Source organism: Catenulispora pinisilvae, assembly GCF_015356865.1.
GTDB classification, from domain to species: Bacteria; Actinomycetota; Actinomycetes; order Streptomycetales; family Catenulisporaceae; genus Catenulispora; species Catenulispora pinisilvae.
On record NZ_JAAFZA010000086.1, the window covers coordinates 1 to 23207 of the forward strand.

A 23207-nucleotide genomic window follows, 5' to 3' on the forward strand; every position below is an offset into this window, starting at 1 on the left:
ACGGCTGCCGTCACTGGCACGCCTGCTGCCACCGCCCCCGCCATGACCACCGCCACCACACCGACCACCGACCCCACCACCGCACTGACCACGGCCTTACTCGACCGGGACTGGACCTACACCAACCCGGTCCGCACCGAGCGGCAGTGGCGCAGCCAGATCCACGAGGTGGCCAGCCCCGACGGACGCCTGTATGTCGACGCCTCGGCCTTCCCCGACGGCCACATGATCGCCCGCCTGTCCGCCGACGCCGTGCGCACTGACCCCGGACGCACACCCGCCTGGATGGCCGACCTGCACGAGGTCCCGCTCGCCGTAGCCCTGGCCGCCGTGAGGGCAGCCGCCGACTCCGGCAACTCGCCCCACCCGATCGTCGTCGCGGTGACCGCCGCCCTGGCCGGACACGGCTGGACGCAGTACCCGGACATCACCGAACGAGGGTGCCTGCTGCAACGCGAATGGCAGTCCCCGGACGGCACCCGCAGCGTGCGGTGGAACCCCGCCGACCAGGACGACGAAGGCGGCTGGAGCGTCGACCGCGAAGGCCCCGGCGACGGCGAGACCCACGCCAGCCAGCACACCCCGGCTGCCGTCATCACCGCCCTAGCCCTCACCGACTAGACCCGCCCCGTCACCCCGAACCGCAAGGAGCCCCTCGCCATGAGCACCCCGTCAACCACCGCCGATGCCACAAGCGGCTGCAGTGTCACCGTGGCTCAAACCCTGCTCGCCGACGGCTGGACCTATACCCAGGACATCGCCACCGATCCGGGAGGCAACACCCAACTCCACCAGCTGGCCAGTCCCGACAGGGCTCTGACTCTCAACGTGCACGACGTCTCCGGCGGGCTCTGCTTCGGCACACTCACCGCCCCCTCGGTCCGCACCGGCGGGACACGCCGCCGATTCTGGTCCGCACAGTTCTCCGCACCCCTGCCGATAGCGCTCGCGGCCATCACCACCGCACACCAGGCCACGACGACCCCCCAACTGGACAGCGTCGAGGCACTGCTGACTGCCGCCGGATGGCACGAGCGGCACGACGAACCCGATGAAGACCTCGAAAACGACTACGACGAAGACGACTGGGACGAGGAGGACGAGGACGGACCGCAGATCCGCACCTGGACCTCCCCGGACGGCGACCGATGGGTGATCTGGTGCGGTCCCGACAATGACCCCGCCTTCTGGGACGTCGATTGCACCAAGGACGGCAGCACCCGCGCCCGCCTCACCCGGCACACCCCCGCCGCCGTCATCACCGCCCTCGCCCTCACCAACCACCCGGACGACGATCCCGACCACGCCGCGCCGACCACCGCACCGGTCACCAGTGACAGGTGAGACCGCCATGCAGACCACCACCACCGCACTGCCCGCACCGCACGGGCCCTCGGCCGCAGACCTGATCGCCTGGTGGCACCACCGCAGCGATGTCGGCGGAACGACCACCGAGCGCAGCTGTACCGCCGTCGCCACCACAGTCCTGGACCACCTGGCCCACCACGCCAGCACCACCCTGCAAACGATCGACATGCGCACCGTGAGCGTCGAGCAGCTCCTGGCCGACCACGCCGACTGCCTCTGGCCAAACCTTTCGACCTCCACCCGGAACAACTACACCAACCGCCTGCGCCGTGCCGTCGCCGAGTTCCTGACCGCCCTGGACGACCCGGCTGCCGTGCGGCCGGGCCGCGCCAGAGCCCGACTTGATGCAGCCCGCAGCCAAGAAGCGCCACGTGGCGCCGAGCTGGGAATCGAGATCCCCCCTGCTGGATTCGGCGACCCCGGCGTATATGCCGAACTCGCTCTCAGCGGCAAGTTGACGGCCAGGATCTGGGTCAGCGCCAACTCCCGCGACCTGCTCACCGACATTCTGCGGCGGCTGGCCGCCAGTCCGCGGCAGGAGTACCGGCGCGGCCTGAAGCCGACACTGGCCCCCCTGCTGCGCGCCGGGCTGCTCGAAGCGGGCCAGGAACTGATCTGGCACCGCAAGCGCCTCGGCGAGCGGCTGACGGTCACCGTAACAGCGGACGGGCAGGTCCAACTCCCCGACGGGTCGGTATGGCCCAGCCCGAACCAGGCCGCTGCGCGGCTCACTGGATACCCGAACGACGGCTGGGCGGTGTTCCGGACCGCCGACGGCGCCACCCTGGCAGACCTCAAGGCCCTGGCATCCGCCGACTCGCCGGAACCCGACACCAAAACCATCGCGCTCGCCACCCCCGCAGACACCGAGACAGGCCACTGACTATGAGCACCACCGCCACTGCCGAGCTGCTGGAAACCAGCATCGGCACGACTGCAAACAGGGGACCGCGCATCACCCGGATCTGGCACGTAGGCGAGCACACCATCCGCGCCCGCGTCGCCCTGGACTCCCACCGCCCCCAGTCCTACGCCCTGGCCGAGGTGCTCACGCCGGCCTTGGAGTGGACCAAGGTCTGCGAGACCCCGCCGGAGGAGTTCCACTGGCAGCCCTTCGACAAGCGTCCCGGCGCCAACAAGGTCACCCGCGACCTGACCCAGGACGAACTGCTCGGCCTTGCCGACGACCTGATGCGCCGCGCCGCCCGCATCCTGCGCGTGACCGCCGCCTAGCCCCGCCCGCTCACGCCGACCGCCGAGGAGGACCCGATGCCGAACATCGACATCGACACCGAAGTCTTCGACACCCTCGCCGCCAGGGCACGCCCCTGGCGCGATACCCCCAACGACGTGCTGCGGTCCCTGCTGGACTTGACACCGGTGCCGAAGAACGACACGGCCGACGTGCCCCTGCCCGGCCAGCTCGGGCCCCTGCTGCGCGCCGGACACCTGCAGCCCGGTGACCGCCTGATCTGGCACCGCCGCAACCACGCCACGGTCCATGTCGTCACCGTGACCGCCTCCGGATGCCTGGCGCTGGAAGACGGCAGCGTACAGGCGGGCCCGAACCGCGCCGCTACCCGCCTAGCCGGATACCCCACGAAGGGCTGGACGAACTTCAAGACCGCTGACGGCACCAGCCTCGCCGAGCTCGCAGCCGCGATCGACCCCGTCTCTGACCTCTGACGCCTGCCTGGCCTGTTCACCCTCCCCGACGTCTAGACAGCGGTCACCGCCTACTAGAAGGGCACCCCCAATGCACATGCAACTATCCGCCATAGGACTGTTCGCCGCGCTCAACCTGTGTGCCATCTCAGTCCACCTCATGACCGCCTGCCGCATCATGGCTCGGCACTTCGAGAAGACCGAGCGCGCCTGGCACGACGCTTTAGGCCTGCTACGAGCTGCCACCCCCGAAGGGCAGGAACCCCGGTCATGAGCGCCATGCCACCTGGCAGCCACGGCACAGCCGTGCCGGGACGAGAAACCGCGGACCTGCTCGCCTTCCTGGACTTCGCCTGCCACGCCGGCCTGCTGTCCTCCTCCAGCACCGCCGCCTACCGTCTGGGCGCCCGCCGGATCCTGTCCGCACTGCCCGAGCAGGCGACCGCAGACCTCACCGTGCTCCTCGATGATCGCGCTATCGCGGTGTTCAACGCCACGAGCGGCGAAACCATCTCCGAGGCGACCCGCCGCCAGTACGCGGCTTCGTTCCGCAAAGCCCTGATGCTGTTCCGTGACTACCTCAAGCAGCCGCAGCGCTGGCACGACAAGGCTGCCGAGAACGGCAACGCCCCGGGCTGGACGCCCACCGCCGACGGCGGAGTCGATCTGACGATCCCTCTGCCCAGGGCGCGGGCAATGCGGGTACATCTCCCGGCCGACGTCACTGCCAACGATGCCCGCCTGGCCAAGCGGGTGCTCAGCAGCTACCTGGCCGAGATCGCCCCGGCTGCCACCACCAACGGCGAGGACTAAAGCCATGGACATGCTGCGCACCACCGACCCGATCATGTGGCAGGGAGCCTGGTTCCAGATCGATACCGTCCACACCAGCGACGAGGCCGCGCCCTGGTTCACCGGATTCTGGGAGCCCCCAGGCCGATCCACACCAGATGCACGCGTAGCAGTGCGGCTCCGACTCACCTACGAGGGCCCGGATCGAATCAGTGTCCTGCTGACCGCCGACGACGAACACACCTACGGCCAGCGCCACCAGCTCGCCTCCTGGTACGCGCTCAGCACCGCCAGCTGGACCGCCGCCGTCGCGCCCACCGTCACCGCCCACCCCTGGGCCGCGCACACCCACCACTGGACCGAGCACAACAAGGGTGGCAACAAGATCCTGCGCGCCGCCCTGGCCTACATCCTCACCTCCCGCTGACCGCATCCCGGGCCACTACGCGACTGACAACCACCGCCACGCCCAACCGCCCACCAGCACGCACCTTTTGCAAGGAGATCTTTGATGACCGACGCCACCACCGCCGAACCAGACACGACGGACACCTTCACCTTCGGCGCCGCCCAGACCGCCTGCCGCGACGTCCTGGACGCTCTGACCGATGCCGGGTTCGACCCCGGCATCGAGTACCTGTCCGGCGGCTGCGCCGCCATCTGCGTCGTGCTGCACGACGGCTCAGCAGTGCTGATCAGCGACACCGACGCGCGCCTGCCGCTGTCCGACGCCCCGCGAGCGCCGTGGTGGGCTCTGCACTACCCCGGGGTCTGGGACGGCTACCCGGGCGATGAGGAACCCGTCACCGTCTACGTCGGGCCTGGCGGTGTGTCCGAGGCCGATGACACCGCCGCCATGCTCACCGCCGTCACCGCCTACAGCACCGCCGGTCAGGCCACAGATCGAGACGGGCAGAGCCCTGCATGACTGCCATCGCCCAAGGCGTGCTGATCGCAGACGTCTGCATCGCCGACTGGATCGTGCTGAGAAGGGCCGCGACGCAAATTGTGCAGGCCCATGACCGGGGCAGGCTGCTGCCGCGCCGTGTACGGCTCCAGCTTGCGGCGCTGGTGACCGCCTCGACGGTGGCCACCATGGCCGCGACGGCTTTCGCCCTGACCTATCCGCAGCAGTAGCTGATCGGCAAAGAGCCGCTGCTTGCCACGCCGTCACCCCTCCCACGCTCTCGCCGCAGCACCCGGCCGAGACAGCCCACTGAAGACGAATGGAAACCACGATGAGCACCGATCACCTGATGACCGCCGACGAACTGTTGAGAATCTCCAAGGCCGTCTTCGAAGCCGCCAAGGACAAGGCCGTCTATGTCGCGGCCCTGACCACGGCCGAGAGCCGGGGCGGAGCCTGGCCCGACTTCCGCAACCAGCCCGACCCGGCCGACATCGCGCAGGACGTGGCCTGGATCGCCGGCCAGGCGGCCTACAAGGGCGCCTTCGGCTACTGCGTGGACCTGGCAGTGACCGTCACCGCCGCCGCAGGCCCGGTAGTGGTGGGGTTCCAGCTCAACCGGGTGGATGCCCCGAACCTGGTGACCGGACCGGTCGCCGTGAAGGACCTGTTTTTGCCCGGCACCGTCGGAGCCCACGCGGCTTGGGAGGTCATTTCGCGCATCAAAATCCTGCTGACGAACGCCGAACTTGCTGCGATGACGGCCACCGCACTCGACCAGTGACTCCGACCGACAATTCCATTCCCGCTCGCTGGCCTGCACATCGACAGGAGACACCCGCATGATCACGACTATCGAAACCGAGCAGTTCATCACCGAGCTGGCTTGCGCGCTGGCCGCGCGCGGATGGCTGTTCGACCATGTCCGGCCTTCCGGCCCCGCGCCGTTGCCGGGCAGGACCGTGCCCGGGGTCACTCGCTGGAGCGGCCAGGGCAGCGACCTGCATGTCGACCTGCGCAGCCGCCCCGGGCGCCCCATTGCCGAGTTGCACGGCGCAGGCTGGCGGGCCGACCTGACGGCGGCCGTGACCGTGATCGGTGCGCTGGCGGCGATCGATGCTGCTGACGCCGCCGAGACTGCCCGCGCGCTCGCCCAGGTGCGCGGCGGTGAGAGTGAACGAACCCTCCCGGAACTTCTGGACGCCGCCGGATGGCGGGTGACCGTCAGCCGAGGCGAGCGGGGTGCTGAGCGCACCTGGTGGAGCCCGGACGGCACCCGCCGCATCCGGCTGGAGCACCTGTCCCCGGTCGAGGGCTGGATGCTCACCCGGGCCCCGGACTTCACCGACGGCGCCACCTGGACCGGAGATGAGGACACCCCGCCGGCAGTCCTGGCCGCCCTCGCCCTCACCGCCTGAACCCGTACCCCGTCACCCGCACCGAGAAGGACGTCCATGAACGCTGACGCCACAGCCCCCGAAGACCCGCTCGGCTTAGTACTGACCGCCGAGCGCTGGACCCGCAGCAGCGCCAAGCACCACGCCCACGACTTCGACCCCGAAGCGCGCGTCTGGAACAGCCCCGATGCGGCGGTGATGCTCGCCGCCCACGGCATCCGCGACGGCCTGGCCCTGATCAGCCTGTACGCGCCCCGCACCCCCGACGACGCCCAGGACCCGCTGTGGCAGATCAACGGCGGACCGGTACCCGTAGCGACCGCCCTGGCCATGGCCAGGGCCGCCCTGCGACCGGCGGCCCCCGGCGGGCACACCGCCGGATTCAATGCCGCCGGATGGAACCTGGCCCCCGAACACGAACTGTCCGTCGCGGTGGCTGGCCTTCAGGCGTGGATCGGCCCTCCCACCGACCAGGACTTCACCAGATTCTGGTGCGCGTTCCTGTTCCCGATGCCCACCCCGGAGCTGTCGACCTGGACGGTCAAAGGCGCGCACGGCAGCGCCGAGTGCTCCCTGCTGGCCACTGCGAGCACCCCGGCCCACGTCATCACCGCCGCAGCCACAACGCAGGAGACACCGTGAACACCGCTGCTCAAACCGCGCAGGTCTACCACCCGGCCATCGACCGCATCCTGACCTGGCGGCTCGGCTCCGCCGAAGCCGTCGCGCGCATACGCCGCACCGCCGCCAACGGAACCGCAGACGCCCTCACCAGGCTGCTGCATGACGCCGCCCTCCAGGCCCGTGAACGCGATATCCGACTCACCCGCATGATCCGGCACGCGATCAGCGATCTGCAGGCCGCGGAGGCCGAGCTGGCCGAAGGCCGAAGTGCCGAGCACCTGCTAATCGGACGCCACGAGGAGCTCCTAGTCCTGGCCAACCGCCACCACGACGCCCTGGCCCACCTGGAAGCCCTCGCCTGCGCCGCCGCCACCCCGGCCGCCGCCGTGACGACCGCGAGCACCGACCCCGCCTCCTGACACAACGCCGAACCGGCACGACCGCGCTCTCGCGGCATCCTCCCGAATCCCTCTGCACAGAAACGGCGATGCCCCCATGCCCGAAACACCCCGACCCGCGACCTCCGGCCTGGCCGCGCGCGCCCGCGCCGCCGCCACCCAGCGCCGCGCCGACGCAGCCAACACCGCCGACCTCGCGACCTGGCGCGATCCCCGCTGGGTCGCCCTGGCCGAGCAGTGCGCCGATGCCCTGGCGCGCGTGCTGAACACGCCCCGCGACCAGATCACCGTCGCCCCCGACCGGTTGCGCGCCTACGGCGGCTGGACCTGGCCGCTGCTGGTGGTCATCGAGCCCGACGGCAGCGTGTTCGAGTTCGTCGCCGCCTACAACGATCCCGGACGGCTGCTGGCCCTGGCCCCGTGCCCGCACTGTGGTCAGCAGGTCCCGTACACCGCCATCGGGCACCTCGCCGACCTCGGGGAACTGCTGGACGACCGCGCCGGCCAGGTAACGCAGCCCGAGCAGCGCCAGCAATACCTGCCCTTGATGCACGGCGACCCCGGCCACGACGGCGACTGCCCGCTGGCCCGCCTGGCCTGACCGCCCGCGCCGTCGCCCGGCGGCGCGGCCCCGAAACCCACCGCCCGACCCCACCACCGCGAGGAGCACGATGGTCAACTACGACCAGGACGAGAAGACCACCACACGCAGGCGCTTCCGCCTGCGCACCCCGGTCCCGTACACCGAGCTGTACCAGCTGCTGTACCTGGCCGAGGCCGACTACAAGCGCTTCCACGGCCTACCCGACCAGGCCAGCGAGATGGACGTCCACCTGACGGTCGACATCTGCGACGACGAGATCGTTGTGTTCTTCGACTACGACGGCACCGCACGGCAGCAGGTGAAGCCGTGACAGGCGAGCCGCTCACCTTCAAGGGCCTGACCGTCCCGTACACGACCGGGTGGTCCTCGGAGGCGGTGACGCTGACCGGCAACCCCGACCTGATGCTGCGCCACCCGCCCGGCGGCGGCGCGCCGTACCTGGCTTACAACGACGAGTATCCCGGCGCGGAGGTACGACCGCACGGGGTGCTGTGGGGCCGGATGCCGGACACCCCCGGCGTCGGCGAGCCGCGGTTCCTCGACATGAACATCAGCCGCCAGAAGGCGGTGATGGAGCGCGCCGGTTGTTCGGTGTGCGGCGGAAACGGCGAGGTCTGGATGACCCCGGCGATCATCTGGGAGGAGTACCTGGCCGAGGACGGCCTCGGCGCCCCGTATGAGACCTCCGACCCCCCGGTCTGCCGATCCTGCATTCCGCTCGCGGCGCGGCAGTGCCCCAACCTGCGCCAGCACGGCTTCGTGTTCCTCGCGGTCCGCAAGTGGTCGATCTCCGGCGTCCGGGGCTACATCGCCGACCCCTACACCCTCGACTTCAGCGATGAGGACTTCGACGTGCCCCTGCACGGCGCGATCGGCTACGACCCCGACAGCCTGCGCCTGACCTTGGCCAAGGGCCTGCTGGTCACGCTGCGCGGGATCACCGCGCATACCGACCCCGAGAAGGTGACCGGTCTGGGGCGGCGGCGCGGCGACGACCAGCGGCCCGCCAGAGGCCGCCGGCGCGGCGCACGGATCCCCTCTCAACGCCGAGGGGACTGACCGTGCCCCGTCCATCCATCAGTCCGCACACCTGGAAGACACGGCTATGAGCTCTGACGCCCTCCATCCCGACGCTCCGGCGCTGATCGGCGAGCTGACCGCCGCCGGATGGACCTCCGGCGGCTTCACCTGGACAGGCAGCACCCGCACCAGCACCCTGATCAGCCCCAGCCGGACCCTGCACCTGCGCGTCCAGACCGGTGGCGCCGACGGCGCGCGGCTGATCTTCGACGCCCCGTCCCGGCCCGCACAGTACGGCTGGCTGGCCGAGGCTCCGCTCCTACCTCCTGAGGTCATCGCCGCCGTCGCGGCGGCCAACGACGACGAGCAGTCCACCTACTTCGCCGAGCGCTCCGACCGGCAGATCGAGCTGCTGGCCGAGGCGGGCTGGAGCGACGAGAGCTTGCACCGGTGGGTCAGCCCCGACGGTCGAGCGGAGGTCGAGTCCGGCGACATCGAGGGCACGGCGTATGCGATGCGCATCGGGCGCGACGGCGGACATCAGCAGATCCTGCTCACCGAGTGCACCAGCGACCAGGTGCTGTACGCCTTCGCAACCGGCAACCTCGCGCCACAGACCGCCGAGGCCGCCGAGCCCGCCGAGCCCGCGTCAGGCACGGCAAAGCAGAGCGCCAACGGCGAGACGTTCACCGTCGCCCGGGGCTGGGGCCGGTCGGCGAAGGCTTCCGAGCGCGGCCAGCAATACATCCGCCTGGCCCTGGCACTCGACGGGGCCCAGGACTGGCCGCTGGACTGCCCCGGGCTGTTCGACCAAGTCGCCGACGCCGTCCCGCTGATCCTGGCCGACCTGCACGCCCTGGCCTACCGAAGCGGCCTGGACACCGCCCGCCTCGGCCTGGACCCACGCCACCTCTAGCCCGACACACCCACGACCCCGACACGTACATCGGCGCGCGATACCGCGAACCCCGGAACCCGAAGGACCACGAACCCGATGACCACCCACCATCACGCTGACACCGACCCCGAGCCGGTCGGCCCCGACCCGGCCGAGACGCTCATCGCCGAACTTCTGCGCTGCGGATGGGCACCCGCCGGCAAGGCCCCGAACGACACCTGGCACAGCAGGAGTCTGACCAGCCCGAGCCGGACGCTCACGCTGCGCGTGGCCACCGACGGCGACCGGGTCGAGCTGGACTTCGACGCCCCCATCCGGCGCGGGCACCGGTTCCGCTACGCCTGGTCAGCGACCGCCCCGCTCCTGCCCGCGCAGGTGGTGCTGGCTGTCGCGGCGGCCAACGACGCCGACGCCACGTTCGCCTTCGACGAGAACGACGCCGCCGAACCGGAGTTCCTCGCCGCCGCCGGGTGGCGCAAGGAGCACGACGCCCGCTGGACCCACCCCGACGGGCGCGTCCTTCAGGCCCGTATCGGCGAGGGGGAGCAGTTGCCCGTTCGCATCGGCCGAGACGACGACCCGCAGCCGATCCGCGCCAGCCAGCACGTCAGCATCGAAGTCCTGCATGCCCTCACCGCCGATGCCCACGACCAGAGCGGCCCGGAGCCTGAGCCCCGGGCGGTCGCAATGTTCGAGGGGCGATGGCAGCCCACCAGCGCCGAGATATTCCGGCGCATGTTCCTCAAGGACATCGCCCGCAAGTTCGCCGCCGAGAAGGCGGAAGCCGATACCTTCGCCGTCCCGCCCGGCTGGGCCGATGCGGCCAGCGCCAGCGAGCGCGGCCAGCAGCACATCCGCCTGGCCCTGGCCATGACCGGGATCCATGCAGCACTGGACAGCCCCGAGCTATTCGACCGCGTCGCCGACACCATCCCGGCCATCATCGCCGACCTGCACGCCCTGGCCCGCCGCATCGGCCTGGACCCACAGCTCCCCGGCCCGCCGCCAATCCGAGACCTGACGTGACCGGCTTATCCGCCGCTAGACGGCGAGAACTCGCCTACGAGCTGTCCGTGCTGGCCTCTTACATGCCGCCGGGCTCGCCCGCAGCCAGACATGCGCACCTGGCGCACGGCGCGCTGACCGAAGGGCGGATCACCGCCGCCCGCGAGCATCTGCGCCGCGCGATCGAGGCCGACGCCCGCTCCCTGGACGTCGCACACCGCCGCCGGATGGCCGAGGTCGACACAGCCCTGACCGCCGCCTTCGGACCGCTGACCACCCCCTGATCCCGCCCACGGCGCGCTGACGCGCCGGAATGAAAGTTCCCGGACCCATGGACACACCGAAGACCGACCGCGACGCGATCGCCGCCGTGATCGCCGCGATGGAGCACTACGACACCGCCTGGCACCGCGAGCTGGCCGAATACCTCACCGCGGACGGCGACATCGACGAAGCCCGGCAGAGCGAGTACGAGCGCGCGAAAGACGATCATGCCTGGCCTGTGTTGGAGCGGCTCCCGGATTTCATCCGCGAGCTGCGCGCCGCGATCGGAGCGGCGGCCCCCGAAACGGCCCCCGAAACCGCGCCGTGAGCACCGCCCTCGCAGAAGCCCCGACCGAGCTGTGGGTCCCGCCCGCCTACCGGACCGTCTTGCCGCAGAATGGCCTGACCAGCACGCACCTGCTGGCGGGTGCCGGCGGGGACACCCTGGGCCTGTTCGAGGCCGGGTTCCTGCCGGCGTACGGGGCCAACCACGAGCCCATCTGCATCGACACCAGCAAAGTGAACTGGGGTCCGTGGGGAACGGAACACCACCTGGCTGACATCGCGAATCTCGCGATGGGTGACCTGCCGGAGACCGACGTGCTGTGGGCGTCGGTGATCTGCACCGAGGTGTCCCCGGCCGGACGCCGTACCCGGTTCGGCGGCCCGATGGGCGTCGACGAGCGCGGCAGGCCGCTGGGAAACCGGCACTTCCGCCGCACCCGTGCCACCGCCATGGACGTGCTCCGCGCCGCCGAGTTTCACCGCTATCGAGCTGTTGTAATCGAGAATGTCCTGGATTTTGTGACGCGCTGGGAGCTGTTCGGCTGGTGGGTGATCGGCATGTGCCTGCTCGGATACCGGGTCCAGCTGGTGTGCGTCTCGGCAGCGCACATCGGCGACGAGCAGAACCCAGCCGCGCAGCAGCTCCGGGAGAGGGTCTATGTGATCTTCACCAGGAACGACGTCCCCATCCCAGACCTTTCCCCACGCCCGGCCTCCTGGTGCCCCACCTGCCGGACCACCGTGCACGGGGAACAGCGATGGCGCCGCGCCGCCGCCAAGCGCGCCCACCCGGTCGGACGGCACGGCCACTCCTACGACTACATCTGCCCGCGCATGTGCGGAACCGTCGTACACCCGCACGTCAGGCCAGCGGCCGAGGCGTTCGACCTGAGCGACCTCGGCGAGCCCCTGGCCGCCAAGTCCGGACCCCGCAAACCCTCCACGACCACCCGGCTCCAGGCGGCGCTGCACTACATCACCACCGACGCCACCCGCCGCCACGGCACCCGCTGCCTGCGCCCCGACGGCGCCCGCCGCCTGGCGGTCATGGAATACCGCAACCACTGCGATGCGGCGAGCGGGTGGGAACCGCTGACCACGGTTTCGGCACAGGGCTACCACCACGCGCTGGTCGCGGCCCCCGACGGCTGGCAGCACGGTCAGCCCCTGAGTATCCATGACCTGACATACCGCATGATCACGTCGCGGGAGCAGGCCAGAGTCCAGCGCTTCCCCGACGAGTACCGCCTGTGCGGAACCCCTGACCAGGTACGGCTCCAAGCCGGAAATGCCGTCGCCGTCAACGTCGCCCGCTGGATCGGCGAACGCCTCGCGGACGTCCTGCTGTGACCCGTCGCCATCTTCACCAGGCCCGGACCGCCCGGCCGAACCACGCCACTTACCGAGCAAGGAGTTCGACGTGACCGAACTGACACCCGGCTATCTCGCCTGGGCCAGCCTCCAGATCCACCAGACCGCCGAGCGCCACTGGCGCGAGTACGGCACCACCCCGATCAAGGTGATCCTGTTCGCCGCCGACGGCACCCCCGTGCTGGTGAAGTTCGACCAGGGCATCGGGCAGGACGCCGCAGCGGCGGCCGTCCGCGAACACGCCACGAGGGCCGGTGCCGTCGCGATCGCGATGACCGCCATCACCACCACCTTCGACGCCGAGATCCCCGCGCCGCCGCACAGCGTGCCGCCGGGCCCGCTGCCCGGCCCACCCGACGGCATGCGGATCGTCGGCGAGGTGACCCGGTCGGTGACCACGCTCACCGTGTGGCCGCAGCGCGACCTGGCCAAGGCATGGACCAGCGACATCCGCGCCAGCGCCGACGCCATCGCGACGCTGGCAGCGATCGCCGAGTCCGATACCGCCGACCCATCGCAGGCCGCCGGGCTGACCTCCTGGCTGGCTGGTCTGCTGCCGGACAGCAGCGGGCCTTCGACATCATGAGCGGCGACTACGCGGCCCCCGAACCACCCGCCATCGGACGGGCCGGGGCGTTGGTGATTCGTTCAATGGCCGAATGCGTGCTCTGCGAAGCCCGATCCGGGTGGTGGTTCGGCGCCGTCAGCGCCACCTGGCCCATTACGCACGCCCGTGACCACCACCGGGGCCATGCACCCGTCCGCTTCCGCCTGTGGCGGATCATCCGCCACGGCTGCACCGTCACACCCGAAGGCCTGACCCACACCCCGGACCCAGGGGATGAACCTGCCCCGGTGCGCTTCGCGCTGTCCGAATGCCGCGCCTGCGGCACCGCCACCGGCTGGCTCACCACGGCCGAGGCCGCCGACGACCTGCAGGCGTTCGAGCAACACCACCAGCACACCACCCACCCCGGTAGCCCGCCGGAGTTCGACCGTTGGCACCTCACCCGCGAGGCACGGCCGAACACGACGGACCCCTGCCGCTCACCCAATAGCTAGGAAGAAGAGGACACCTGATATGACGATCAGTCGCGAGAGGCTGTACGCGTTCTGCTGCCGCCTACACGCCGCCGCCGAGAACAATCACAGGAACCACGGCTTCGCCGAGCAGCTGCTGATGTTCCTGCCCGAGACCGGACCTGAGTCGCTAGTTCTGATTCCCGAGGGCATCCCCGCGCAGACCGTCCTGGACGACTTCGCCCGCCAGACCCGCGCGACCGCGATCCTGACCACCGGCGAGGCATGGGTCAGCATTCCCGGCCTGTCCACTCAGGCCATGGCCGCCCTGACAGTCGAGGACCTGCCCCGGCCGTCGCAGGACCCCGACCGCGCCGAACAAATCGTCACCCACGCCGTCGGCATCGGCCCCGACGGCGCGACGACGGTCCTGACGCGCGCCAGCACGATTCAGCGCACAGTCTTCGGCACGATGATCGGTGAACCGGTCGACGGCGTCCCTGGCATCCGCCGCGACGGCGCGACCACCGCCCTGGCCGCCGCCCTGAACCTGCCCACCCCCGAGCCGAACCGCCGACCACGACCAGCCAGCAACAGCAAGGACATGGCGATGCATACACCCGCCCCGCCGAGCGGTAAGCCCGCAGACTTAGGTGAGTCCCATCCGGCCGACCCGTCCGCCTGCCCGGACTGCAGCGCGGCCGTCGGCACCGTACACGCCGACGCCTGTTGCGTCGCCTGGTGCGCCGCCACAGGCCGCCAGCGGCGCGACGGGTGCGACGCCGGGCACGGCTGCCGCACCGACCCGCGCCGCGACTGCAGAACGACGTGGACCGGTACCGCCCCCGGCATTGACGACTGCCGCCGCCTGGGCTGGTATGCCGTGCACACCCCGGACGGCTGGACCAGCACGGCCCCCGAAACCCCCGGCGCGGTAGAGGACCTCAACCGGCTGATCGCCGACGGCGTGTGGAACGAAACGGATCAGCGCTATGAGACCCCCGTCACCGAACCCGGCCCGCGCGTCAGCGGCGACACAGACGAGGCGAGCTGACATGCCGATCACCGCTGAACAACTCGACGGGCTCACCGCCGGACTCCACGCCGAAGCCGAAAAGCACCTCCGGGCGAACGGAAAGGTGGTCTCAGCCCTGTGGTTCATCCCCAACGCCGGAGCCGCCCGGCTGGTGGCGATGCCGAACGGCGTCATCGACCGCGACCAGACTGCCGAGATCGCGCGCACCGACCGCCCCTCGGCGATCCTGCTCACGGGAGAGTCCTGGATGGGCTCGGTCACCGTGCCGGCCTTGACGGCCGCCCGACTCCCGCTCGACGACATCCCCAGGCCGTCCGAACAGCTCGAACGGCGCGAGGTCATCGTAACCCGCGGTGTCGGTCGCGGACCAGACGGCGGCCTGCTGCACGCCATGCAAACCACCTTGATTCTGCGCACCGTCTTTGGGACGCAGCTGCTGCCGTTCGACCTCGATCCGGACGTCGGACGCGAAGACGACTACGCCGCATTTCTGGCCTCTTTGCTGCCCAGCACCAGCAGAAAAAGGCGCGGGCGCCGCTAACCACGCGCGTCCATGCGGTCCCCGCCCACACGAGGCCAAGACCGTCCCCCTACACAGCCGAAGCCCGCAATGGGAGATCAGCGGTCTCTGCGACTCGGCACAGAACCCACACTCATGCACAAAAGCAGCAGGCAGCGCGCGCCGACCGGTGAGCCTTGCTACCGGCGGCGCGCGCCGCTTTATCGTGTCGCGCCCTTCTGTGGACGCTTGGCCCTACCTGTGCCAGACCTGATAGGCGAGCGAGGCGGCGGCGACGAGGGTGCCCGCCACTCCGGCCGTCGCGATCACCAGGTCCACTCTGTTCCCGGGCTCGCGCTCCTCCTTCGGACTGCGGCTCTTGACGCCGTCATCGTCTGTTCGAGGCTCGTCTTCAACATCGTTCACGTGGTTCTCGGCCACTGCGAGGCCCCTTCTGCACCGATCGAATTCGGCCGGGACTGCCGGCGGCATTGGGCACAACCGGATGACCTTCAAGGGTGGCTTGGCGGATAGTCCCGACCCGTGATCCGCTCGCCCTACGCGGCGAGCGGAGGTGCCGTGCGGGTCAGGGTTCCGACAAGGGCCGTACGGAACTGCGTGATCAGCCTTGTCAGCGGCGGTGCCTTCGGCCGGGTGGGGGACCCCACGGTCAGTGCCGCGAGCAGTTCCTTGAGCAGGTTGCGGCGCAGCCGCCGCGTGTAGCCGAGCAGCTCGGCGGCGAGTTGCTCCGCGCGCCGCCGCAGTCGGGCTGCCGCCCCGTGCGGCATGTGACCGCCAAGCGCGCGAACGTCAACATGCTTCTCGGCGTGTTGTCGTGACCACCACACCATCCAGGGAATCCACCTGCCCACCTCTCGCTGCGCTTCCAGCCACAGCTCCCGGTCGTCGCAAGGACAATTGCCGACGACTTCTCCGGGCACAGCTGACGTGTGGAAAGCCGGTGAAACTGGCGCGGCGGACTCGGCCAACTCGACGAACGCAGAGGACAGCCAGTAGTAGGTGCCCCGGATGAGTTCAAGGCCGTCTGTGGGGTCCAGCGGCTGCGCGACCCGTCCGATGGTGTCGCCAAATGCGGGAGATGCGAGCTGCTTCGAACGGCCGATATAGAGCTTGTCGTGATGACCGGAAAGGAGGAGGCCTGAGATCGCCTTTTCAAGGCGGGTGGCTTCGCCCAGCCGTTGCAAAGCTACGGACCTGGCGGTGTGCGTCTTTCCCCAGACGGCGAGGACGTCGTGGTGCTCGAGGAGAATGGGGCTGCCACGTCGGTCAGCGACGCACCAGGACCCCGCGAGATCCGGGAACATCGGCTGGTCGCCGCTGCTGTCTGGCTCGCTCTCCTGGAACACCGACGACACGACTCCTCCCCGAGTGACCAGTTCATGCTCCTCTGTCACCGGAAGTCTAGGCCGTGCAGTCGATGCGCGGGCCCTGATTCGCCGCATCGACGACCACCTGCCGCGCGCCGTCGCACCACGTTCCTGGCCTCGGGGCTGCCCGGCGTGGCAAGAAGCAGCGCCGCAGTCGCCGCTGCCTCATGACTGGCAGCGTGGCGGCCCGCAACATAGCATCGCCAACATGGTCCGCGTAGCAGCGTCGTCGACAACGCCCGCCGCATCGCGAGCCACCTCGGGCTGGACGAGCTGGATGCTCTTCTCGCCGACGGCGCCGCCGTCTCCACCGGTCCGCCGGTGCAGACCCTGGGCCGGCAACTGCGGGAAGTCCAGGCGTCCGCATGCGCCGCCGACGTGGCGGAGTGGACGTTCAGCCAGGTGTCGGCGGCACCACACGAGCAGCGGGTCCTCGCCGCGGCCGTCCCCGGCGCGCTGCTGTGGTGCGACCCCGTCGAAGGGTTCGCCCTCCAGCTCCAACCTCTCCGAGCTGCTGATCCCGCTGGCCGGACTCCTGACGTCCGTCGACAGCGCCGCCGTCGTCCAGGCATGCACCCCCTGAGCGGCCAGGGCGACAGCGCACAGCGCGCGCCAGCATCCGTGCGGGCACCGGAACGGGGGCTGCGCTTTGCCGTATCAGGGCACGGTGAAGGTCGGCTAGGATCAGGGCGACCGGCGGCACCCGAGCCGCCACACTGAGGGGGCGCGGCGTGACGGACGTGGAACCGCTCGGGGAGAACCTGGTCGCACCCGGCTGGCTCCCCCCGGAGATAGACACCACCAAAGCCCATCCCGCCCGCATGTACAACTATTTTCTCGGCGGAAAAGACAATTTCCCCGTCGACCGGGAAGCCGCCGAGCTCGCCCTGGAGGCGGTACCCGAGGCCCGCGCGATGTCACGCGGGAACCGCGACTTCCTCGGCAGAACCGTACGCCACCTCGCCGAGTCAGGGTTCACCCAATACCTGGACCTGGGGACCGGCATTCCCGGCCCGGGGAACACCGGCGACGTCGCCCGCGCCGTGGACCCCGCCGCGCGCGTCGCTTACATCGACAACGATCCCAGTGTCGCGGCGCACTCCCGCGCGCTGCTGCGCGGCGCAGCACCGGACTTGACCACCGTCGTCCTGGCCGACATCCGCGACCCGCAGTCGATCATCAACGATCCGTCCGTACGCGCCACCGTGGACTTCGACAAGCCGATCGTCGTGCTCATGCTCGCCGTCCTGCACTTCGTCAAGGACGACGAGGACCCGGCCGGCATCGTGAAGGAGTTAATGGACGCGGTGCCCGCAGGCAGCCATCTGGTGATCTCCCACATCACCAATGATTTCGAGCCCGAGCGCGGCGCGCAGGGCGCCCGCGCCTACGACCGGGCCACCGCGCCGATCGTCCTGCGCCCCTACGCGGAGATCTGCACGCTGTTCGACGGCCTGGACGTCCTGGAGCCCGGCATCGTCCACCTCCCGTCCTGGCGTCCCGATGGCCAGATCCCGGACTGGGCCGACCAGGTGTGGGGATACGGCGGCATCGGCCGCAAGCCCTAGCAAGACCCGATCAACTGCCCGAAGCAGCCCACTGAACGGCTACGCGGGCCCAGTGGACAGATGGTCGTCGATACCCTCGGTCACGACGTCTCGCTTGCCCGACATGGTCCCCCTCGGGCAAGTATTGGCGGCAGCGTGAGTGCCGTTCTGTTAGCGACCAAGTTGTCGCTGTTCCTGCTGACCCGCGCGAACCGCGTCGACGAGCTCAACGCCGAGTTCGAGCAGCGCGACGTGCACAGTAGGACGCGGTGGGCGTTCCTGGACGAACAAAACGTCGCAGATGCCATCGGCCGCGCATCGGACCTCCGACCCGGTTCGGATGGCCCCGTACAACGGCTGGTTCGCTCTATCGCCCGCCTTGCCGACAACGCGTGATCGATGCCGTAGATGCATCAGGACGTTGACTCATTCGCCTCAGCTCCACGGGCAAAGAATGTCCGCGCGCCCGGCGCGCCTCCTCGATTTAGTACTAGTGTTCGAGTATCGTGCGGCCGCATGGAGAACCTAGAGACGCTCGCCTCGGCGGTCAGCCGCACGCTGTTCCAGCTGGAGGTCCCGTACGACGCGATCCGGATCGACGCCCAGGACGGCTCTGTCGTCATCAACGGCGTGCCCGCCCAGGCGCCCCGTGCCGCCCTCGACCACGCCTTCCGCCAGGCGCGGCTGCGCGTCGACACCCGCCCGGCCGGGCCCGGGTTCCAGATCCGGGTCCACCCAACGCAGGGCTGAGGCGTGGGGTGCCGCCGGAGGTGAACAGCTCGATCCGTTACGGCCCGACCCCGCTGGACCTCGCGATCGGCAAGCCGCCGAAGGCGATGTACGCGACGCGCGTCGCCCAGTCCTTCATGCCCGTTCGGGCCCGGGTCGGCGGCGCGTGGCGGCTGGGCGTCGTGCATGAGTGGACCAAAGCCAAGCCCGGTGGCTGGCTGGTGCGAATCGAACCCGAGCACGCATATCACTACATTTGGCTACCTGATATTAGGAACTGAACATTTTGGGTTACCGTGGGGCCATGACCGCAGGAACTTCACCGACCGCGGCGCGCAAACGGGCACGGGAGCACGCTGGCAAGCTCCTGGACGCCGAAGACGCCGAACGGCGCCGCCTGGAGGCCGCTAGACGCAAAAGGATCACTGAGCAGGCCGCGGAGATAGCGGGCAACGATGCCGAGATCGAGCAGCTGACCGCCAAGATCGAGGATCTGCGGGCGGACAGTGCCCGGCGCCTGGCCGCCATCGTCGCCGACGGCGTGACCGAGGCGCAGACGGCCGAGATGACAGGGCGCGAGCTGCGCGAGGTGAAGGCCGCGGTGAAGGCGACGGCCGCCAGCGGCCAGGCGGCGCCGCCGAAGAAGAAGTCGGCGTCCCCGCGTGCCGCGCGCCCCGAGCCGGCAGCGGCCTGACGAGCGGGCTTCCCCTGCCCGATCGGCCGCGGGTGCCGCGCTGGCGGGCCGTCAGGTCAGGACGTGGAGGCGAGCACGCCGTTGCAGCACCAGCTCCTCAAGCTCCGCCTCGTCCAGGGCGTCGTCGGCCTGGCCGGCGTCATCGAGCGGGGCCCAGACCAGGTCCTGCGGATCGCCCCAGTGCCGCCCCGGCAGGGGCTGGCCGGCGCCGCCGATGCCGATCAGCGCGGAGGCCGGAACGACGATCGGTGCGTGCCCGCCGGTGGGCCGCAGCGTGAAGGTGTCGGCCTGCGGGTCGATGCCGGACAGTTCGCCGAACACCGCGGCCAGGACCGCGGTATCGGCGGCCCCTGGCGGGGCGGGGCATTCCAGGTCGAACCGTAGCGGTGCGCGCAGGTAGTCGGACAGTTCGGCGAGCGTGGCGAGGCTCTGCCGGCCGCCGGGCACGAAGGCGTACCGGCCGGTGCTCAGCTCGTCGGCCAGAGCGTAGGGGCGCAGGCCGGTGAAGTAGTCCTGGCCGAAGCGTGTCAGCTCCCTGCGCCGGGCGCGCCGGTTGCGCAGCACCGTCGACGTCGGCGCGGGCGCGGGCGCAGCGAAGTCGCCGGGCAGGATCGGGAACGCGGTGCGCAGCAGCGCCTGCACGTCGGCTTTGCGCGGTTTACCGGCACCGACAGTGCCTGCGGCCGTGAGCAGCCCCGGCCGGTCGGCGGCCAGGGCGAGCGCCCGGGTGGCCAACTCCTCGGGGACCGCGACCACGCAGGCGTAGGCGGCGCGGTCGGACGTGTCGTGGGGACTGGGGGCGTTCCACCAGCCGCGGCGGACCTTGGCCGGGACCAGCGGGCCGTGGCGATCGCACGCGGCCAAGAAGGCGAAGGCGACGTGCGAGGCTGAGGTCAGCGGCCAGTCGGCGATCAGCAGCAGACGGCGCTTGGCCGAGGGCGCGGCCGGTTCGGAAAGGGCCTCCTCCAGCGTCCGGCACGCTCCGACGACGGCGCGCTGCCACCAGTCGAAAAGCTCCGCGGCGGCCCAGGCGGCCGGGCTGTGGAACCCTACCCCGTCGAACGCCGGGGGCAGCGGCAGCAGGTTCACGTCCCTGACCTGCGCGTGCGACAGATGAACCTCGGCGGCGGCCAGCGCGGCGGCCCGCGCCGCCGACGCCGGGGCGTCCTGGGCGCGCACTTTCTGCCAGGCGTGGCTGACCACCGTCCACAGGCTGGCCCTCGGCCGGTACATGTCGTGCTCTTCGAGGGTGCCGACGCATCGCTCGATCTGGTCGCAGTCGCGTCTGGCCTGGCTGGTGGCGCCGGCTTTCGCCGCGTCGGCGGCCGAGGCGTACTGGATCGGCGCGGGGCAGCGGGCGGCGTAGGCCGCCAGCCGCCCAGCGCGCCGCTCGCGCAGCGCCGACCACCCGGCGCGCAGCGCCGCGATGTCGGAGGCCAGCGGCTTTCCGGCGGCCAGCTTGCACAGCGCGGCGAAGTCCTCCACGTCGCGGTCGTCGACCACGTCGGCCAGGCGCGCGTAGGTCAGCCAGGAAGCGGCCGGCCGTTCGGCCTCGGCGAAATCCCGGGCGCTGCGGCGGATCTTCTGATCCAGCATCGCCGCCGCCATCCAGGCGGCGTGCTGCGCGGCTGGGAGGGCGAGGTGGCAGCGCAGGCAGATCTGGTCGTACACCTCGGCCAGCCGGTGCCTGGTCTGGGTCGCCCCGGCCGGGGCGTGCTGGCAGCCGCCGTAGCGCTCGACTTTGGGCAGGTGCAGTTTGGCGCCGCCGGACTGCGTGAGCAGCACCGTCACCTCGGCCAGGGCGTGCAGCGCGACACCGGAGGCCATCAGGTTCGCCCAGTCGATTCTCGGCAGGTCGCGGCGGGTGTGCATCGGACTCCTGACTCTCCTCGCCCTTTCCGGCGGGTCGGCGCGCGGTGCGGTGCTGTCGACCGGCCTCGGTCCCAAGGCTAGGGGATCTGCGGTGCCGGCCGGGCGAGAACGGCTGCGCGTCGCTGCCCAGCTCGCTTCGCGCCGGACCGGTCACCTGCCGGGCCGCCTCGCCTTCCACCGCCAGGATGGGCAACGCGATCGAGTGAACACCGGTGACCGGCCGGTCCGGCCCTGACACACTGAATCGACGAGGCGCGACCGTGCACCGGCCGGCGCCACGGGGCCACGGCGGCGAACTTTGCCGCCGGGGAGAGGGGGACCAGCGGATGGAGTTCCGTATCCGGCGCGGCGCTCGCGCGCTGGCCGTCGAACCCGGTCGGCTGCCGGAAGCGCTCTGCCAGTTCGCCGGGACCCCGCCTCCGGACAACACCCCGGCCCGGCACCTGCTCACAGGGGCGTTCCAGGTGCTGGATCAGGCCCCTGCTGGCGTCTTGTGGATCGGCGACCTTTCGCACACCGCCGAGGACTGGCCCGCGCTGCCGGTCACCGTGCCCCGCATGCCCTGGCAGGCCGCCACCCTGGTCGATGACCTGGCCGAACTGCTCGCCGCCTTGCCCGCCAGCCGACTCCGGGACGCCGCGCGGGGCTTCGGCCTGCGACGGGAGGAGCTGGCGTGGGCGCTGCACGCCGTGGACCGCACCGCCGGACCACCAGCCGACGACGACGCCGATCGGCCGTTCCCCCTGGCCGACGAGGGGCCGTCCGTGTGGGAGCGCCGCCGGGAGCGCCAGGCGACACTGCTCGGTGCGCTGGCGGCCACCGCCCCGGCCGACTGGACCGACGCCCAGCGCCGCGCCGTGGTCAAGACCCTGCTCCAGCGCCTGGCCACGGCCGGGGACGCGCTGCTGCGCCTGTCCGAGCACGCCCCGGCCCCGCTGCCGTGGGTCCTGCACGGCGAGCTGCGGACCGCGGAGCGCCAGGTTCCCGGCTCGGCGAACCTCCTGCACGCCCGGCTGCTCCCGGCGCCGGACGACGACCTGCCGGAGGACCCGGACGATCAGGCGCTGTGGGGCCGGACCCGGCCCCGGCCACGGCGGTGGCGCTGGCAGGTCGGCTGGCACCCGTGTGGCGGCGGATTCGCCGAGCACGAGGCATCGCACGAGGCGACGGCCGCCGCCGCGGCGTTCGCCGCCGAGCAGACCGTCGCGGTCCTGCTGCGCTGCGCGGATACCGTCCGGCAGCGGTTCACCGGCCGCATGCTCGTGCCCCGATCCACCGCCGGGCCACGGCCCGGCGACCCGGCGATCGTCGTCGTGACCCTGCGATCGGTGCTGCTGGCCGTGTTCAACACCGCGCGCGCCGACGGCGACAGCGCGCTGTTTCGGCCCGTCCCCCACACCGGGCCCGACGGCCGACTCGGCAGCCTGACCGCGGCGATCCTGGACCAGCTGGGACTGCCGTGTCCCAGCCCCGCCGAGTCGGCCAACACCTGCGATGCCGGCACCGAGGAGTTCGGGGGCTTCCTGGCGGCCCACGCCGTGATCCTCACCCCGCTGGCCCGCACCTACCTGGCCGGGCTTGCCGACGCCGGAGCGGGTCCGGTTCCGCTGCCCGACCGGCACGCCGCGGGACTGCGCGCGGTGCTGGACACCGGCGGCACCGAACACGCCGACCGCCTGGCCGCCGACCTCGGACCGCTGCCCGACACCGTCACCTGGATCGACCTGCTCGACCCGCATGCCCTGCAGGCACTGTTCGACCAGCCCTGACCGCGCCCACCGGCACCCCGCGTGAACCCGTGCCGACGCCGCAGGACGCGCCGGA

General features: G+C 70.8%; 35 protein-coding genes. 31 read left to right on the top strand and 4 right to left on the bottom strand.

The features are described 5' to 3' along the window. From IZR01_RS23105 to IZR01_RS23225, 25 genes are all read left to right on the top strand, one after another. On the top strand, positions 1-621 hold a 621-nt coding region (locus IZR01_RS23105; protein ID WP_228560059.1), incomplete at its 5' end, for a hypothetical protein. A 39-nt stretch (positions 622-660) separates the two neighbouring features. After that, on the top strand, positions 661-1344 hold the full coding sequence (locus tag IZR01_RS23110; RefSeq protein WP_194894130.1) for a hypothetical protein: 684 nt from the start codon (positions 661-663) through the stop codon (positions 1342-1344). A 7-nt stretch (positions 1345-1351) separates the two neighbouring features. Then, on the top strand, positions 1352-2251 hold the full coding sequence (locus IZR01_RS23115) for a restriction system modified-DNA reader domain-containing protein (RefSeq protein WP_194894131.1): 900 nt from the start codon (positions 1352-1354) through the stop codon (positions 2249-2251). Positions 2252-2253: 2 nt separating this feature from the next. Then, positions 2254-2601 carry a hypothetical protein gene (locus IZR01_RS23120; RefSeq protein ID WP_194894132.1) on the top strand — a complete coding sequence of 116 codons (348 nt, stop codon included), beginning with the start codon at positions 2254-2256 and terminating at the stop codon, positions 2599-2601. Positions 2602-2637: 36 nt separating this feature from the next. Then, the gene (locus IZR01_RS23125; RefSeq protein ID WP_194894133.1) at positions 2638-3054 is read left to right on the top strand and encodes a restriction system modified-DNA reader domain-containing protein; all 417 of its coding nucleotides are present in this window, start codon (positions 2638-2640) and stop codon (positions 3052-3054) included. Positions 3055-3303: 249 nt separating this feature from the next. Next, positions 3304-3846, top strand: a complete 543-nt coding sequence (locus tag IZR01_RS23130; RefSeq protein ID WP_194894134.1) for a hypothetical protein — start codon at positions 3304-3306, stop codon at positions 3844-3846. 4 nt (positions 3847-3850) lie between these two features. Then, on the top strand, positions 3851-4252 hold the full coding sequence (locus tag IZR01_RS23135) for a hypothetical protein (protein WP_194894135.1): 402 nt from the start codon (positions 3851-3853) through the stop codon (positions 4250-4252). Positions 4253-4336: 84 nt separating this feature from the next. Next, positions 4337-4753, top strand: a complete 417-nt coding sequence (locus IZR01_RS23140; RefSeq protein ID WP_194894136.1) for a hypothetical protein — start codon at positions 4337-4339, stop codon at positions 4751-4753. Continuing rightward, complete coding sequence (locus IZR01_RS23145; protein WP_194894137.1) at positions 4750-4962, top strand: hypothetical protein; 213 nt, start codon at positions 4750-4752, stop codon at positions 4960-4962. The genes IZR01_RS23140 and IZR01_RS23145 overlap by 4 nt, the downstream gene beginning before the upstream one ends. Positions 4963-5063: 101 nt before the next feature. Further along, complete coding sequence (locus tag IZR01_RS23150; protein ID WP_194894138.1) at positions 5064-5516, top strand: hypothetical protein; 453 nt, start codon at positions 5064-5066, stop codon at positions 5514-5516. A 58-nt stretch (positions 5517-5574) separates the two neighbouring features. Next, positions 5575-6150, top strand: a complete 576-nt coding sequence (locus tag IZR01_RS23155; RefSeq protein WP_194894139.1) for a hypothetical protein — start codon at positions 5575-5577, stop codon at positions 6148-6150. Between the two features lie 36 nt (positions 6151-6186). Beyond that, the gene (locus IZR01_RS23160) at positions 6187-6771 is read left to right on the top strand and encodes a hypothetical protein (protein WP_194894140.1); all 585 of its coding nucleotides are present in this window, start codon (positions 6187-6189) and stop codon (positions 6769-6771) included. Further along, positions 6768-7172, top strand: a complete 405-nt coding sequence (locus IZR01_RS23165; protein WP_194894141.1) for a hypothetical protein — start codon at positions 6768-6770, stop codon at positions 7170-7172. Before IZR01_RS23160 ends, IZR01_RS23165 begins: the two co-directional genes overlap by 4 nt. 76 nt (positions 7173-7248) lie before the next feature. Beyond that, entirely contained in the window at positions 7249-7752 is a 504-nt protein-coding gene (locus IZR01_RS23170; RefSeq protein WP_194894142.1) for a hypothetical protein, read from the top strand. A gap of 70 nt (positions 7753-7822) precedes the next feature. Further along, positions 7823-8065, top strand: coding sequence for a hypothetical protein (locus IZR01_RS23175; RefSeq protein WP_194894143.1), 243 nt, complete (start codon positions 7823-7825; stop codon positions 8063-8065). Then, positions 8062-8814 (top strand): hypothetical protein, encoded by a 753-nt coding sequence (locus tag IZR01_RS23180; protein WP_194894144.1) that lies wholly within the window; start codon positions 8062-8064, stop codon positions 8812-8814. The genes IZR01_RS23175 and IZR01_RS23180 overlap by 4 nt, the downstream gene beginning before the upstream one ends. A 46-nt stretch (positions 8815-8860) precedes the next feature. Further along, on the top strand, positions 8861-9691 hold the full coding sequence (locus IZR01_RS52485) for a hypothetical protein (protein ID WP_194894145.1): 831 nt from the start codon (positions 8861-8863) through the stop codon (positions 9689-9691). A gap of 78 nt (positions 9692-9769) precedes the next feature. After that, on the top strand, positions 9770-10699 hold the full coding sequence (locus IZR01_RS23190) for a hypothetical protein (protein WP_194925085.1): 930 nt from the start codon (positions 9770-9772) through the stop codon (positions 10697-10699). Continuing rightward, a complete protein-coding gene (locus IZR01_RS23195; RefSeq protein ID WP_194894147.1) occupies positions 10696-10962 on the top strand; it encodes a hypothetical protein in 267 nt (88 codons plus the stop codon). Before IZR01_RS23190 ends, IZR01_RS23195 begins: the two co-directional genes overlap by 4 nt. 47 nt (positions 10963-11009) lie before the next feature. Continuing rightward, the gene (locus tag IZR01_RS23200; protein WP_194894148.1) at positions 11010-11270 is read left to right on the top strand and encodes a hypothetical protein; all 261 of its coding nucleotides are present in this window, start codon (positions 11010-11012) and stop codon (positions 11268-11270) included. Beyond that, positions 11267-12577: a DNA cytosine methyltransferase gene (locus tag IZR01_RS23205; protein WP_194894149.1), complete on the top strand. Its 1311-nt coding sequence runs from the start codon at positions 11267-11269 to the stop codon at positions 12575-12577. The genes IZR01_RS23200 and IZR01_RS23205 overlap by 4 nt, the downstream gene beginning before the upstream one ends. Positions 12578-12647: 70 nt before the next feature. Next, the gene (locus tag IZR01_RS23210; protein WP_194894150.1) at positions 12648-13184 is read left to right on the top strand and encodes a hypothetical protein; all 537 of its coding nucleotides are present in this window, start codon (positions 12648-12650) and stop codon (positions 13182-13184) included. Further along, positions 13181-13660 carry a hypothetical protein gene (locus IZR01_RS23215; protein WP_194894151.1) on the top strand — a complete coding sequence of 160 codons (480 nt, stop codon included), beginning with the start codon at positions 13181-13183 and terminating at the stop codon, positions 13658-13660. The genes IZR01_RS23210 and IZR01_RS23215 overlap by 4 nt, the downstream gene beginning before the upstream one ends. 19 nt (positions 13661-13679) lie before the next feature. After that, the gene (locus IZR01_RS23220; protein ID WP_194894152.1) at positions 13680-14672 is read left to right on the top strand and encodes a hypothetical protein; all 993 of its coding nucleotides are present in this window, start codon (positions 13680-13682) and stop codon (positions 14670-14672) included. A 1-nt stretch (position 14673) separates the two neighbouring features. After that, positions 14674-15195 (top strand): hypothetical protein, encoded by a 522-nt coding sequence (locus IZR01_RS23225; RefSeq protein WP_194894153.1) that lies wholly within the window; start codon positions 14674-14676, stop codon positions 15193-15195. 213 nt (positions 15196-15408) lie between these two features. Here the strand turns inward: IZR01_RS23225 and IZR01_RS23230 are convergent, their stop codons facing one another. From IZR01_RS23230 to IZR01_RS23240, 3 genes are all read right to left on the bottom strand, one after another. Further along, positions 15409-15594: a hypothetical protein gene (locus tag IZR01_RS23230; protein ID WP_194894154.1), complete on the bottom strand. Its 186-nt coding sequence runs from the start codon at positions 15592-15594 to the stop codon at positions 15409-15411. Positions 15595-15710: 116 nt separating this feature from the next. Further along, complete coding sequence (locus IZR01_RS23235) at positions 15711-16529, bottom strand: hypothetical protein (protein WP_194894155.1); 819 nt, start codon at positions 16527-16529, stop codon at positions 15711-15713. A 177-nt stretch (positions 16530-16706) separates the two neighbouring features. Beyond that, the gene (locus IZR01_RS23240) at positions 16707-17117 is read right to left on the bottom strand and encodes a hypothetical protein (protein WP_194894156.1); all 411 of its coding nucleotides are present in this window, start codon (positions 17115-17117) and stop codon (positions 16707-16709) included. Between the two features lie 155 nt (positions 17118-17272). On the opposite strand from IZR01_RS23240, the gene IZR01_RS23245 reads away from it, so the two are divergent. From IZR01_RS23245 to IZR01_RS23265, 5 genes are all read left to right on the top strand, one after another. After that, entirely contained in the window at positions 17273-18109 is an 837-nt protein-coding gene (locus IZR01_RS23245; RefSeq protein ID WP_323746305.1) for an SAM-dependent methyltransferase, read from the top strand. Between the two features lie 135 nt (positions 18110-18244). After that, positions 18245-18484 carry a hypothetical protein gene (locus tag IZR01_RS23250; RefSeq protein ID WP_194894157.1) on the top strand — a complete coding sequence of 80 codons (240 nt, stop codon included), beginning with the start codon at positions 18245-18247 and terminating at the stop codon, positions 18482-18484. 120 nt (positions 18485-18604) lie between these two features. Beyond that, positions 18605-18838 (top strand): hypothetical protein, encoded by a 234-nt coding sequence (locus IZR01_RS23255; RefSeq protein ID WP_194894158.1) that lies wholly within the window; start codon positions 18605-18607, stop codon positions 18836-18838. A 20-nt stretch (positions 18839-18858) separates the two neighbouring features. Then, positions 18859-19098, top strand: coding sequence for a hypothetical protein (locus IZR01_RS23260; protein ID WP_194894159.1), 240 nt, complete (start codon positions 18859-18861; stop codon positions 19096-19098). 23 nt (positions 19099-19121) lie between these two features. Next, on the top strand, positions 19122-19511 hold the full coding sequence (locus tag IZR01_RS23265; RefSeq protein ID WP_194894160.1) for a hypothetical protein: 390 nt from the start codon (positions 19122-19124) through the stop codon (positions 19509-19511). A 51-nt stretch (positions 19512-19562) separates the two neighbouring features. On the opposite strand, the gene IZR01_RS23270 is transcribed toward IZR01_RS23265, so the two are convergent. Then, the gene (locus tag IZR01_RS23270; protein WP_194894161.1) at positions 19563-21383 is read right to left on the bottom strand and encodes a hypothetical protein; all 1821 of its coding nucleotides are present in this window, start codon (positions 21381-21383) and stop codon (positions 19563-19565) included. Positions 21384-21709: 326 nt separating this feature from the next. Between IZR01_RS23270 and IZR01_RS23275 the strand changes: the two genes are divergently transcribed. Further along, entirely contained in the window at positions 21710-23152 is a 1443-nt protein-coding gene (locus IZR01_RS23275; protein WP_194894162.1) for a hypothetical protein, read from the top strand. Positions 23153-23207 lie beyond the last annotated feature (55 nt).

Excerpts from the sequence above, each read along its gene's own strand:
- IZR01_RS23170 (WP_194894142.1), top strand. The coding sequence starts at position 7,249 with ATGCCCGAAACACCCCGACCCGCGACCTCCGGCCTGGCCGCGCGCGCC.
- IZR01_RS23155 (WP_194894139.1), top strand. The coding sequence starts at position 5,575 with ATGATCACGACTATCGAAACCGAGCAGTTCATCACCGAGCTGGCTTGC.
- IZR01_RS23110 (WP_194894130.1), top strand. The coding sequence starts at position 661 with ATGAGCACCCCGTCAACCACCGCCGATGCCACAAGCGGCTGCAGTGTC.
- IZR01_RS23145 (WP_194894137.1), top strand. The coding sequence starts at position 4,750 with ATGACTGCCATCGCCCAAGGCGTGCTGATCGCAGACGTCTGCATCGCC.
- IZR01_RS23275 (WP_194894162.1), top strand. The coding sequence starts at position 21,710 with ATGGAGTTCCGTATCCGGCGCGGCGCTCGCGCGCTGGCCGTCGAACCC.
- IZR01_RS23175 (WP_194894143.1), top strand. The coding sequence starts at position 7,823 with ATGGTCAACTACGACCAGGACGAGAAGACCACCACACGCAGGCGCTTC.
- IZR01_RS23150 (WP_194894138.1), top strand. The coding sequence starts at position 5,064 with ATGAGCACCGATCACCTGATGACCGCCGACGAACTGTTGAGAATCTCC.
- IZR01_RS23200 (WP_194894148.1), top strand. The coding sequence starts at position 11,010 with ATGGACACACCGAAGACCGACCGCGACGCGATCGCCGCCGTGATCGCC.
- IZR01_RS23265 (WP_194894160.1), top strand. The coding sequence starts at position 19,122 with ATGACCGCAGGAACTTCACCGACCGCGGCGCGCAAACGGGCACGGGAG.
- IZR01_RS52485 (WP_194894145.1), top strand. The coding sequence starts at position 8,861 with ATGAGCTCTGACGCCCTCCATCCCGACGCTCCGGCGCTGATCGGCGAG.
- IZR01_RS23115 (WP_194894131.1), top strand. The coding sequence starts at position 1,352 with ATGCAGACCACCACCACCGCACTGCCCGCACCGCACGGGCCCTCGGCC.
- IZR01_RS23215 (WP_194894151.1), top strand. The coding sequence starts at position 13,181 with ATGAGCGGCGACTACGCGGCCCCCGAACCACCCGCCATCGGACGGGCC.
- IZR01_RS23125 (WP_194894133.1), top strand. The coding sequence starts at position 2,638 with ATGCCGAACATCGACATCGACACCGAAGTCTTCGACACCCTCGCCGCC.
- IZR01_RS23270 (WP_194894161.1), bottom strand. The coding sequence starts at position 21,383 with ATGCACACCCGCCGCGACCTGCCGAGAATCGACTGGGCGAACCTGATG.
- IZR01_RS23225 (WP_194894153.1), top strand. The coding sequence starts at position 14,674 with ATGCCGATCACCGCTGAACAACTCGACGGGCTCACCGCCGGACTCCAC.
- IZR01_RS23190 (WP_194925085.1), top strand. The coding sequence starts at position 9,770 with ATGACCACCCACCATCACGCTGACACCGACCCCGAGCCGGTCGGCCCC.
- IZR01_RS23160 (WP_194894140.1), top strand. The coding sequence starts at position 6,187 with ATGAACGCTGACGCCACAGCCCCCGAAGACCCGCTCGGCTTAGTACTG.
- IZR01_RS23220 (WP_194894152.1), top strand. The coding sequence starts at position 13,680 with ATGACGATCAGTCGCGAGAGGCTGTACGCGTTCTGCTGCCGCCTACAC.
- IZR01_RS23130 (WP_194894134.1), top strand. The coding sequence starts at position 3,304 with ATGAGCGCCATGCCACCTGGCAGCCACGGCACAGCCGTGCCGGGACGA.
- IZR01_RS23120 (WP_194894132.1), top strand. The coding sequence starts at position 2,254 with ATGAGCACCACCGCCACTGCCGAGCTGCTGGAAACCAGCATCGGCACG.
- IZR01_RS23135 (WP_194894135.1), top strand. The coding sequence starts at position 3,851 with ATGGACATGCTGCGCACCACCGACCCGATCATGTGGCAGGGAGCCTGG.
- IZR01_RS23255 (WP_194894158.1), top strand. The coding sequence starts at position 18,605 with ATGGAGAACCTAGAGACGCTCGCCTCGGCGGTCAGCCGCACGCTGTTC.
- IZR01_RS23140 (WP_194894136.1), top strand. The coding sequence starts at position 4,337 with ATGACCGACGCCACCACCGCCGAACCAGACACGACGGACACCTTCACC.